Genomic DNA, 12,149 nt, shown 5'->3' with positions numbered 1-12,149 from the left:
CTGCCGGAAACAGGCGCAGGCTGCCTACATATATAGCGGAGCCGTCAGAAAAACCAAGTATTTCTGGTTACCTCATCGCCAGCTTGAGCTCGGCCCCGGGCTTCCAGTCGGCACCGCTTGCCGTGGTTTTGACCGCGCCAAGGAACAGGCGCTCGCTTGGCAGCTTCTTCTCGAGAAGGTAGTCGCGTACCACGGCACCGCGCTCGACGGCCAGCTGGCGAATGGACTCCTCGTCGACCGGAATGCTCGCGAGCAGCAGGCTTTCCATTTCCTTCACGGGAAGGTCCTTGGCGAGTCCGACCATGTTGCGCGGCTTGGCAATGTCTGTGCGTTTGTAAACGGCGGTCAGCAGCTCGGGGTATTCGGCGTCGGTGACCGGCGGCACGTCGGTGCCGGCCTGGCCGCCGCGCACCGCAACGCGCCGCTTCTCAGCCTGGGCGAGCTGGCGCAGGCGCTGGCGCTGGTAGGCGTCGCGCTCCTTCTCCAGGCTGGCGGTACCGACCACGGTCATCTGCAAGGTCGGGCGGTCCGTCAGTGCCTTGACGACCTTGTCCAGGCTCTCTTTCGCGCTGGTTCCCAGCACGGAACTGCCTGCATCGAACGTGACGGTGCTCGATTCGCTGCTGCCGCCGCCGAGCCCACCGGTCAGAAGATTGAACGGTGCGGTCGCCGCCTTCACGATGAGGTTGACCACCGCCTTGAAGATCAGCGGCCCGATGCTGAACTGAGGATCGTTGAGGGAGCCGCTGAGCGGCAGGTCGACGTCGATCACGCCATTGCGGTCGGCCAGCAGCGCCACGGCAAGCCGCACTGGCAGGCTGTTGGGGGCGCCCTGCACTTCTTCGCCGAACTGCAACTGGTTGAGCACCAGCTTGTTGGTGGCCGTCAGCTGACCATCGGGCGCTATCTTGTAGTTGACGTCCATGCTCATCTTGCCGCGCTCGATGCCGTGGCCCGAATAACGCACGGAGTACGGCGACAGCGGCGCCAGGTCGAGGTCGCGCATCTTGGCCGTGATGTCGAGCTCGATCGGCTTGACCAGCGGGTTGAGCTTGCCAGTGATTTCCAGCGCGGCGGTCTGCTGAGCCTTGCCGCGCAGCTCCAGGTCGGCCAGCGCCGGGCGTCCAGTCTCGCCCTTGGGCGGGTTCGACGAAAATGAGCTGAGCTTGCCGGTGAGTTCGCTCAGGTCGGCCGAGTAATTGGGCTTCACGAACAGATCGGTGAAGTCGATACGGCCGTTGACCAGGCTCATCGGGCCGAAGTTGATGACCGGTTTTGGCCCGGCATCGGCTTCGGCCTGCGCGGTGGCAACGGGCGCCGAGGCCGGCCTGGTCGGCTCGGGGCTGCCGCCGACCATGGACTCGGCCGACGCCGGTGCGCCGCCGCCCGCCTGCAGCGGCGGACGGGTCGTGGTGGTCGTTCCGCCCAAGCTCCTGCGGGTCTTTGCCTCGGCGCTGGCCGCAGAGGCTGCATTGGCGTCCGCTTCGCCCTTCTTGGTGAGGTTCACCAGATTCAGGCGTCCGGTCGGATCGACGATCACGCGAGCGAAGAAATCGGTCAGCGTGGTTTCGCGCACGTCGACCGCCGGCGCGGCATTGGGCGCCATGCTCACCTGCAGGCCGCGCAGGCTCAGCGTCTTCCAGCTCAGCAACTGGTTGGTATTGCGATCGAAGCCAGGCGATTGGGTGAGCGAGATGCTGTTGGCGCGGAAGTCGTCGAGCGCGGTGTCGCCGGCCAGCTTGAGGGTCATGCCCGCCGGTGCGCTCGCGTAGCGCACGGTGCCCCGGTAGCTCGCGAAGGCGCGCCGAATGTCCACGTTGAGCGCATCTGCGTAATAGGCCTTGAAGGCGTGGGCTGGGAACGATGCGACATCGAGCCTGCCCTCGGCCGCGAGCGGCTTGAGCACCAGGTTGCCCTTGTAGTCGAAGCGGCCCGGCTCGGAACGCCGCGACCCGATGCGGCCCGAAATCTGCAGGGGCGACACCGTGGCGGTGTCGGGTGCGATCTTCTGGGCGTTCACATTCAGCGCGGTGAACTCGACCGCGACCGGCGTGGCGCTGGCCTTGTCCGCGTATGACAGCGTGCCGTCCTTGACCGCCAGCGTGCCGATGGTCAATGCCCAGGGCTTGGTGTTGGCATCGGGCGGCGCCGCGGCAGGACCCGCGCCAGCGGGCTTGGGTGCAGCCACCTTGGCCTGCGCTGCCCCCCCGTTGCCGGCGGCCGGCGCCTTGAGCCAGCGCTCGAACATCCAGCGCTTTTCGCTGTCGCGCTCGACGTTCACCTTGGGGTTGGTGGCCGTGAACGAAGCAATGTTCAGCGTGTGCTTCGTCATGTCGACTTCGGCATCGACCAACTCGAAACGGCCGACGCTTGCCAGCGCGGTCTTGGCCTGCGTCAGCGCGAGGCCGTCGGCGGCCAGGCGGCGGGCCTTGAACCTGAGGTCGGGCTGATCCCAGGCGACGTCGATCTGTCCGCTGAGCTTGCCGTCGAGCGTGGGTTCGAGGCTGTGCGCCAGGTAAGGTGCCGCAAGGGACAGCGGTAGTGCATCGACTTCGGTCTGCACGTCGGCCTTCTTGTCGGTGGCGCTGCCCTGGAACTTGAGCGTTGCGGCGCCGATGGCGGTGCTGCCGCTGAACTGAGCCGGCTTCTCCATTGGCCAGGTGACGCCGGCCAGATCGAGGGCGAGCGCGCTCGCCTCGACGGCCGCTGCAGGCTGTACCGTTTCATCGCGCCACCCGATGCGCCCGCCGCTCAAGGCGACCTTGTCGACCTGGACCTTCAGCTTTGGCTTTTCGGCCGTCTTTCCGTTCGGGGCGCTGGCTGCGGCAGCGGGGGGCGCCACCTTTTCCGCGGCTCCGGTGGCGGGATCGGTGGCCAGCAGGTTGAGTTGGCCCTTCGCGTCGCGGGCGACGGCGAGCTTCGGGTTGGCAACCGCAACTTCGCTCAGGTGAAATACCGATTCCAGCGGTCGCACGTCCGCCAGCGCCAACTTGAGCGAGTCGAAGCCCAGCAGATCGCGCCCCAGGGCATCGCCCAGCTTGGCGCCGTGCGCTTCGACCGTGCCGGTGATCTTGAGGCCGGCCGTGGCAGCTTGCTGAAAGTCGATCTTCAGGTCGGCGTCCAGGCTGCCCGCCTGCAGCTTCACTGGCAGGCCACCCGGCACGTATCCCAGGTAGGGCGCTAGATCCAGCCCCGTGAACTGCACGTGGGCATCGGTCTTTCGGCTCTTCGCAAACGGCGTGGTGAGGGCCGCAGAATCAAATTTGCTGCCGTTGAGCGCAAAAGCGAGCTTGGGTTCGGTGTTGACGTCGCGCTTGGAGGCAAGGTTGCTCAGGAACGGAACGTCGAGCGCGAAGCCGCGCAGCTCGTGCCTGCGCTTGACCGTCTGGTCGTCGAAATCGACCGCGCCGTCCTTGATCGAGATGTTGTAGATCGCAAAGCGTGCCGGCTCGGCGTTGGGGTCGGACGGCGGCGCGGCCGCGAGCTTGGCCAGGATGTCGTCGATGTCGTACTTGCCGTCGGCAAGGTGCGTGAGAAGGATGGCCGGCGCTTCGATGGTGACCGCGTCGATCACCGGCGCCAGCCGGACGAGCGATTGCAGCTCGGCGTCGGCATAGATGCGCTTGACGGCCACTTGGGGCCGGCTGCCGTCGGCCGTGGCAATGCGCAGGTCGTTCAGTGCGAGCTCGAGAGTCCAGGGCTTGAAGTCGATCTTGCCTACGGTGACCTGCCGTCCGAGCTTCTCGCTCGCGATCTTCTCCAGCTGGCTCTTGGCAATCGGTGGTACCGCCAGCCAAGCCACGATCCAGAGTGCCAGAAGAGCCAGCACCGCGACGATCCCACGTCGCACCCATTTGTTTTGTTTGAGCGAAGCTGCATCCATCGCGGGAGTGTGCCGCAAAGAAAGAACGGGTCAGAAACAAGAAAGCCCGGTAAGTCGACGAATGTCTCATTACCGGGCTTGATGGCGGGCCTAAGACCCATGCCATCGATTCGCGCGACCGGAAGTCAATGGTTCCTGCCGTGCTGGCAGCAAGAGATTGCCGCCGTGGGTCCTCTGTCGTTCCAGTCCTTGACTTGCACATGGACCGTATGACGTCGGAACACGCCTGAATAACTCAGGCGGGTCCAGATTAGGCGCCCCGTCTCTGCATTGCAATCCTCTCATCCAAGGGATTACCCTTGTTAGGAACCATGGGCTAGAAACAATCTGTTTATCTTGTAAAAACATAAAGAACGGCTTTGATATGCTTGACCGGGTATTTAGCGACGCTAGAATCCCGCTTGCCCCTGGCTGCCCAGACCCAGCAGGGGCCCCCTGAATCCGCCGCCGAATCCCACCGGCTTGATCAGGTCGCCGCGCTCCTACCCCCACATCTCCTCATGCGCGGAGCCTGATTCGTACCAATCCAAGCGCCGCAGCCTTCATCCACCGCCTTCCAGCGTTGCGAACAGGTGCCGCACAGAAAGGAAGAGCGATGAGCAAGGCGTTTGATGCCACGGCCCGCGGGCTACGGACCTTTGCGTCCGATGTGGCAGACGGCTTTTTTGAAATCACCCACAACGGGTTTGCACTGGTCGGCCTTGCCATGGTGTTCGCGGTGCTCGCCCTCGTGGCGCGGCCGGACCTGCGTCAGACCGGTGAAGAGCAACTGATGGGCTGGCTGCAATCGCGCAAGCCCGCACCCGAAGCCACCGACCTGGAGCCGACCGCCATCGTTCGCACCACGGCCGCAAGCCCCGGCGACCTGCCCAAGCAGCAAGCCGCGGTTGCCTATTGGCTCAGCAAGAAGTACCGCGTAGCAGCCGAGCCGCTGAGCGTGCTTGTTGCAGAGGCTTACCACCTGGGCAAGCGCACCAAGCTCGACCCGACGCTGATCCTTGCCATCATGGCCGTTGAATCCAGCTTCAACCCGTTCGCCCAGAGCCACGTTGGCGCGCAGGGCCTGATGCAGGTCATGACGCGGGTGCACGGCGATAAGTACGAAAGCGCGGGCGGCACGCTCACCGCTTTCGACCCGGTGACCAACATGCGTGTGGGCGTGAAGGTGCTGCAGGAATGCATCGCCCGCGCTGGATCGCTCGAAGGCGGTCTCCGCTACTACGTGGGTGCCGCCAACCTCGACGACGACGGCGGCTACGCGGGCAAGGTGCTCGCCGAGCACGAACGGCTGCTGCAGGTGGCCAATGGCCGCAATCCGCCCACGACGACGTCCCCAGCCGCGCGGCCGCAGCCGATTCCCGTGACGACGCCGTCCAAGCCGCAACAGGCTTCCGAACCGGCGGCCGCCGACCCGCAGAAAGTGGCCCTGCTTTCGGGAGTTTCCTGAGGCCTGCGCTACACTTCACCCCGTACGCGACTGGCGATAGGCGCAGCACCCACCGCGGTGCCACGCGCTGACGTGGAATACCACTGGGAAGCGTGCCGCCTGGCATCCATACAGGCGTTCAGCCGTTCGCCTGGGCAGCCCTTGTTTGGTTGAAGAACAAGGACCTCGTCTTCAAAGGACTGCCATGTACCACCGCAACATTCTGGTCGAACAGACCGATCCCGAAATCTGGGCTGCCATCCAGGCCGAAAACGCGCGCCAGGAACACCACATCGAACTGATTGCGAGCGAGAACTACGCCTCGCCGGCCGTGATGCAGGCGCAGGGCTCCCAACTCACCAACAAGTACGCCGAAGGCTACCCCGGCAAGCGCTACTACGGCGGCTGCGAGCACGTCGACGTGGCCGAGCAGCTGGCCATCGACCGCATCAAGCAGATCTTCGGCGCCGACGCCGCCAACGTGCAGCCGCATTGCGGCGCCTCGGCCAATGAAGCCGTGATGCTGGCCTTTTTGAAGCCCGGCGACACCATCATGGGCATGAGCCTGGCCGAGGGCGGCCACCTGACCCACGGCATGCCCCTCAATATGAGCGGCAAGTGGTTCAACGTGGTGAGCTACGGCCTGGACGCCAACGAAGCCATCGACTACGACGCGATGGAGCGCAAGGCGCACGAGCACATGCCCAAGCTCATCATCGCGGGCGCCTCGGCTTATTCGCTGCGCATCGATTTCGAGCGCTTTGCCAAGGTGGCCAAGGACGTGGGCGCGATCTTCATGGTCGACATCGCCCACTATGCCGGCCTGGTGGCCGCGGGCGTGTACCCCAACCCGGTGCCGCACGCCGACGTGGTGACCTCCACCACCCACAAGAGCCTGCGCGGCCCGCGCGGCGGCATCATTTTGATGAAGTCGCAGCACGAGAAGGCTATCAACAGCGCCATCTTCCCGGGCCTTCAAGGCGGCCCGCTGATGCATGTGATCGCCGCCAAGGCGGTCGCGTTCAAGGAAGCCATGACGCCCGAGTTCAAGGCCTACCAGCAACAGGTGGTCAAGAACGCCCAGATCGTGGCCGACACCCTCACCGAGCGCGGCCTGCGCATCGTGAGCGGACGTACCGAGAGCCACGTCATGCTGGTCGATCTGCGCGCCAAGGGCATCACGGGCAAGGAAGCCGAAGCCGTGCTGGGCGCCGCCCACATGACGATCAACAAGAACGCAATCCCCAATGACCCCGAAAAGCCGATGGTCACGAGCGGCGTGCGCATCGGCACCCCCGCCATGACCACGCGTGGCTTCAAGGACGAAGAGGCGCGCATCACCGCGAACCTGGTCGCCGACGTGCTGGAGAACCCGCGTGACGCCGCCAACATCGATGCGGTTCGCGCCAAGGTCCACGCGCTGACAAGCCGGTTCCCGGTCTACCGCTGATCCAGCAAGAAGTGGCCGCATGAAATGCCCTTTTTGCGGTCATCTCGAAACGCAGGTCGTCGAGACCCGCGTGTCGGAAGACGCTGATTTCGTGCGCAGGCGCCGCCAATGCAGCGCCTGCGACAAGCGCTTTACGACCTATGAGCGGCCGGACGTCAACTTTCCGGTCGTCGTCAAGAAGGACGGCAGCCGCGCCGACTTCGACTCGTCCAAGGTTCGCGCCTCGATGATGCTGGCGCTGCGCAAGCGGCCGGTGAGCATCGAGCAGATCGACAACGCCCTGCTGCGCATCGAGCAGAAGCTGCTCGCCAGCGGCATGCGCGAAATCGATTCGACGAAGGTCGGCGAACTCGTGATGCGCGAACTCAAGAAGCTCGACAAGGTGGCCTACGTGCGCTTTGCCTCGGTGTACCGGAGCTTCGAAGACGTGGACGAATTCAGGCAGCTGCTGCGCGATATCTGAGCAGGACCGGTCAGCAGCCGTTCGTACAGCGGCGTCATTGGCTGTCCTTGCCGCAGGCGCCGCTCCCGCAATCGCCCTTGAGGTCGGGATTGCAGACTCTCGCGCGGCCCGAGGCCGACACGACGATCGACGCCCTTCGGCCCGACTCCGCCTTCAAGGTCAGGCAGCCCGCGCCGAAGCCCGAGCCGCCCGCCCGGCGCGAGAAGCCATTGCTGTCGTAGTCCAGGCCCTGCACGAAACCGTCTCCAAGCCCCGCATCGATGCCGACGCCGTTCGGCAGCCTTTCGAACTTGCGCACGGTCTGCGGTGCGGTGTCGGTTCCCGCCCGCACAGCCCATCCGCTCGACCAATCGCCTGCGGTCAGCGCCACGACGTGAACCCTCTGCGAACGTTGAATGGCTTCGGTGCGGGCGAGGTTCAGCGCGGCTACGAAACCATTGGACGCAGACGCAAGGCGCTGATTGAGCAGCAGGTCGCGAAACGCGGGTACGCCGAGCGAGCCCAGGGTCGCCGCGATGGCGATGACCATCATCAATTCCACCAGCGTGAAGCCGCCGCGCGGCCTGCGAAACGGGCCGCAGCGCTTCATTGCCAGCACCTGCTTGGCGCGGTGCCGTCACAGCCCTTGTCGCCCGTGCTGTCGAGCCAGAGAACCCCGACCTCCGGGTCGGAAAGGCTTTCGTTTGGCGTGGCGGTCAGCCGGATGCAGCGGTCGATGCTGCTCTGCCCTTCGCAATTGCCGCTCTGAACGAGGTATTTGCCGCCTGCGCCGCCATCGCCGGAACCGCCTTCGTAGCGCTTGTACTGCCCGGCCAAGGTGTAGGTGCGCTCCTGCTGCTGCATTTGCTGCACCAGCGCCGACCGCGCCTCGGCGCGCCACCCCTTGCGCATGAAGCCCAGGTACGACGGATAGGAAATGGCAGCCAGGATTGCGAGGATTGCAACCACGATCATGGCCTCGATCAGCGTGAAGCCACGCATGGACCCAGCGCGGCTTTTCACCGCCGTCACGGTTTCGCGCTCCGGTAATCGGCGATCTGACGCCAATTCAGGCGTCCGGACACCTGCGAGACTCGGCCGCCCTCTGTAGGCCGCACAGTCGAAATGCGGGCGGCGCCCGCACCGCCGGGAACACCGACGTTGACGACGGACAGCTTCTTCGTCTCCGTTCGGCGTCCGAACGCATCGGTGGCCGTGTAGGCGCTCTCGCCCAGCTCGACCAGCAAGGGCGACGACAGCAGCCCCACGGTCGAAGCAACGCAAGTGCCGCCTTGCGAGAGTCCTGTCATCGCATTGACCGCACAGCTGCGGCCACCGGCGCTAACGCCACACGCTTCGGCACCGGGTATCAGCGTGTTGAAGAACAGGAGTCCGTCGCTCAGCGCCAGCCGCGAGACCTGCCGCTCGCCCGATTCGAGCGCGCCCGGAAAGTCGAAATACCAGCCGCGGCGACTCGCGGCGCCAGTGGTCGCAGCGCCGTAGACGAAGGGCTCGCCCACGATGGCCGGTAATGGCTGGCCTGCGGCGGCAACAGCCCGGCGCGACTGGAGCTGCGCACGTGTCTCCCCGGCCGGAATCGACGTGCCGCTGTCGTACACGCCGTACAAGGTCTGCACGCCGCGGCTGGCACGGCCCATGTCTTCGGCACTCACGAACTTGCCGGTACCGAACAGCACGATGGCACCGCCGTTCGGCCCGACGCCGACTTCGGGCGCCACGGTGATGGGCTGGCGCTTCGCATTTGCGCCGCCTGAAGTTGCGACCATCAATGGAACGCCTCCCAGCCCAAGCGCGTTGGCTTCGCTCCACGGCGCATTGCCGGTGAAGTCGAACTTCCAGAGGTTGCCTTGCGTGTCGCCGGCGTACAGCCAGCGAGCCCAGCCGTCCACAGCGGCAAAGTCGCCGGGTGTGGCCAAGGCATTCACAAGGGCGCTGTCCGCTGGCGCGGGCAGCATGATCTTGTGATAGTTGAGGCCGCGCTTCCATGCGGCGCTGGCCGGCTTGTCGAGTGAAAGCAGGAACAGCGCGCTCCGCTTTTCGAGATTTGCGTTGTTGAACCCGGAGGGAACAACCGCGAACGAGGCGTACGCCGCGGGTTGGGTGCGAGTCGCCGCTGACACACGGAACTTCATGATGCGCGGCGCCTGGAGCACATGGCCCATGTCGCCATCGTCCGCACCGGTGAACTCCCACAACACCTTGTCGGCGGAAAACGCAGCGGGGTCGGAGATATCGAGCGCAAAAACGCCGGTCGCCCCTGCCCCGGTCCCAGAGACCAGCACGGTCTTCCAGGCACCGTTGGCCATTCGCGCCTCAGAAGCCGTGGGCGAGCCGTCGACATAGGCCTGATGCGCATAGCCGGGTGAGGTGTAGCCGGCCAGCTTCGAAGAAACTGCGCGGGGAACATAGGCGAAGAGCTCGTTGCCCGTAGCGGCCGAGAACGCATGCAACATGCCGTCGTTGGCGCCGACGTACACGGCCTGCTGCCGTGCCTTGTGCGCGTCGAGAAACTGCTCGTAGCCGACGCCCCGCAGGTTCAGGCTCGGAGAGCCGACGAAGAGCGGGTTCGAATTGGCCACGTCGCCCATCACCGAATCGCGCACGCGGAACACGCCGCCGAGGGCAGACCGCTCTTTGCGCCGGTCGCCGCGCAGGTAGGCCACGCGCTCGGCGCCCAGCCCATCGGACGCCGCTGGCACCGCATAGGGCACCGCGTTCAATTGGCTTTGCAGTGGCTTGTCCAGCACGTCCCATTGAAAGGGCGTGCCGATGCCTGCGGCCGAGAGCGTGAAGATGCGCCGGTCCGATGGATCGCGCGCAGGCACCGTGGGCTGGGCCGATGCATTGCCGGTCAACAAAGCTCCCGCGTCCCACATCGGTTCGTCCCGCTGGCGAACGGTGCCCAAACCCGCGTCGTACGCCAGCGGATAAGCCAGCAGCGTGCCAGACCATCTGCGCCCGCTGAACCGGGCCACATAGAGATTGCTTCCCGCTGCTGCGATGCGGTTCGACGAAATAGCCGGATCCGCCGTGCTTCCGCCCGACGGCGCGGCCGCCGATTGGAACACCTTGCGGATTGCAGCCAATAGCTGCTGAGGCTCGCCGGCAAGGAAGTAGTTGGACGGCTTCGGCTGGCCGTCGTCGTCGATGCCTTCGGCCCATTCGGCATTGCCGGTCACGTCCGCCCCGCCGCTGCCTCCCGATGCGCGGAACGGATTGCCGTCGGCGTTGCTGTCGACGAACCCGCCGTACTTGGATGCGAGATACAGGGCGCTGCCGCGCTGGGCCTGCCGAATGGCGCCCTGCCCGATCGCGTCCAGATCGATGCCGAAGGTCTGCACCCGAACGTCGGGAAAATCGTCACGGATCTTCTGCGTATTGGCCCAGTAGGCCAGCCCCGCCATGCCGAACGAGCCCCGGTCCGAGCCGGTTTCTGCATTGACGATGTTGCCCGAGCCCAGTTGCGCGCCGCCCTTGTAGTTGAAGGCCGGAAGTCCGCTGTTGCCGGTGGTGGCAAGGCCAGTCTTGCCCGAAGGATGTGTATAGGAAAGCGATTCGCGGTTCTCGAACGCGCCGACGAGGCGTGTCCAGTAGGCGGTGTCGGGCACGAAGGACGCGCTGCTGGATCCTGCACCGGACATGCCAGGCAGCGAACGGTCATCGTGCGTTTCGAGATCGCCGATCGCCAGGATGTGGTTCTTGCGGCAGCTTGCGGCCACCGGGTCCCAGCTGCTCTTGCGGCTCTCTTCGCCCCACCGGGCAGTGTCGTTGAAGACCGGCAGCCCGTCCTTGCGCGGATCGTCCGCTGCTGCCATGCCCGCCATGGCTTCGGGCGTGGCCGCCTTGGCCTGCAAATAGCGCAAAGACTCGTAGTAGAGCTCGCCCGCGGGATCGAACTTCTTGTAGGCGCCGCCACGCCCGAAGCGGTTCAGGTAGCTGACGACACCGCTGTAGCGGCCGCCCTGCGCAGCCGCATCGGGATCGTCGATGAAGACACCGGTGTTCGCATTCCACTCGGCCTGGGGGTTGTCGACGCTGTCGAGGCCCGCGTCGAGCTTTCGGGGGCCGGTGTATCTCATGGGCGCGCGCAGCACGCCGCCATGGCGAGCCAGGTCGTTGTCGAGCAGGTAGCCGAAAGCGGCGAAGCGCATGCGGCTCGAATGGCGCTGGATTTCGCCCACGGGCTTGAACTGCCCGCTGGGATATTTAAGGCAGAGATCCGCGCGCGTCACGACCTCTGCCGCCGTGCAAACCTCGACCCTCGCGAAGTACGGCGCGCTCGCGGCGCCGGGGCCATATTGCTGGTCGGTGCCCGGGTTTGCGCAGCTGCCGCTGGCGCCCGGCCCGACGACCATGCGGTCTAGGCAATGGTTGATGTGAACAGTGGCCGCCGCGCCCACGCCCATGCGGCCGTCCAGGACGAGTGGCGTGAGCTTGTCGAGGTTGCCGGTCACGGCCTTGTCGGGAAAGTAGCTGCTCCGGTAGAAATCTTCTTGCAGCACCGCGCGCTGCAGCACGGTGCGATCGACTTGGTCGACCACGCGGTCTCCGCCCGTGAGCCCGAGCCGCAGCACGTCGATGGTCGAGGTGGCCGCCCAGTTCAGCAAATTGCCGCTCCATTGATTGGCACATGCGATCTCGCCGCCCGCGAGCTTCACCGCAGGTGCAAGGCGCCTGAAATAACCATCGGCGGCCGCATAGCCGTAGCAGGCCATCGGGTCCCAGTAGCCTCGGTAGACCTTCTTCCAATCGAAGCTGCCACGGTAGGCGGCACCGGCATTGGAGAACTCCAGCGCGAGGTCGATCACCATGTTGGGATCGGCGCGCGATGCCATGGAAAACAGCGCTTCAGTGGGAAGCTCGACCGCCTCTGCCGCCAATGCCTGCGGAGCGATGCAGAGGGCGATTGCGGCAATGACCATCGCTT

At 65.4% G+C, this 12,149-nt stretch carries 7 protein-coding genes and 1 riboswitch; of the genes, 3 read left to right on the top strand and 4 right to left on the bottom strand.

What is annotated here, in order from left to right; translation table 11 throughout:
* Positions 1 to 67: 67 nt before the first annotated feature.
* Positions 68 to 3,883, bottom strand: coding sequence for a DUF748 domain-containing protein (locus J2X92_RS14400; protein ID WP_307576640.1), 3,816 nt, complete (start codon positions 3,881 to 3,883; stop codon positions 68 to 70).
* Between the two features lie 595 nt (positions 3,884 to 4,478).
* On the opposite strand from J2X92_RS14400, the gene J2X92_RS14395 reads away from it, so the two are divergent.
* The 3 genes from J2X92_RS14395 to nrdR all read left to right on the top strand — a co-directional run bounded on the left by J2X92_RS14395 (position 4,479) and on the right by nrdR (position 7,222).
* Positions 4,479 to 5,330, top strand: a complete 852-nt coding sequence (locus J2X92_RS14395; RefSeq protein WP_307576639.1) for a lytic transglycosylase domain-containing protein — start codon at positions 4,479 to 4,481, stop codon at positions 5,328 to 5,330.
* A gap of 16 nt (positions 5,331 to 5,346) precedes the next feature.
* Positions 5,347 to 5,473, top strand: a riboswitch (ZMP/ZTP riboswitch).
* A 41-nt stretch (positions 5,474 to 5,514) separates the two neighbouring features.
* Positions 5,515 to 6,759 (top strand): serine hydroxymethyltransferase, encoded by a 1,245-nt coding sequence (gene glyA / locus J2X92_RS14390; RefSeq protein ID WP_307576638.1) that lies wholly within the window; start codon positions 5,515 to 5,517, stop codon positions 6,757 to 6,759.
* Between the two features lie 19 nt (positions 6,760 to 6,778).
* A complete protein-coding gene (gene nrdR, locus J2X92_RS14385; protein WP_055806121.1) occupies positions 6,779 to 7,222 on the top strand; it encodes a transcriptional regulator NrdR in 444 nt (147 codons plus the stop codon).
* Between the two features lie 34 nt (positions 7,223 to 7,256).
* Here the strand turns inward: nrdR and J2X92_RS14380 are convergent, their stop codons facing one another.
* From J2X92_RS14380 to J2X92_RS14370, 3 genes are read right to left on the bottom strand one after another with little or no spacing between them, the layout of a single operon-like run.
* Complete coding sequence (locus tag J2X92_RS14380) at positions 7,257 to 7,811, bottom strand: GspH/FimT family pseudopilin (RefSeq protein WP_307576637.1); 555 nt, start codon at positions 7,809 to 7,811, stop codon at positions 7,257 to 7,259.
* Entirely contained in the window at positions 7,808 to 8,203 is a 396-nt protein-coding gene (locus J2X92_RS14375; protein ID WP_307576636.1) for a type IV pilin protein, read from the bottom strand. The genes J2X92_RS14380 and J2X92_RS14375 overlap by 4 nt, the downstream gene beginning before the upstream one ends.
* Before the next feature lie 26 nt (positions 8,204 to 8,229).
* On the bottom strand, positions 8,230 to 12,144 hold the full coding sequence (locus J2X92_RS14370; RefSeq protein ID WP_307576635.1) for a pilus assembly protein: 3,915 nt from the start codon (positions 12,142 to 12,144) through the stop codon (positions 8,230 to 8,232).
* Positions 12,145 to 12,149: the final 5 nt, after the last annotated feature.

This window comes from Variovorax paradoxus (assembly GCF_030811855.1).
GTDB lineage: Bacteria > Pseudomonadota > Gammaproteobacteria > Burkholderiales > Burkholderiaceae_C > Variovorax > Variovorax paradoxus_L.
The sequence above is the reverse complement of the archived record's forward strand: the minus strand, read 5'-3'. Positions and strand labels throughout refer to the sequence as shown.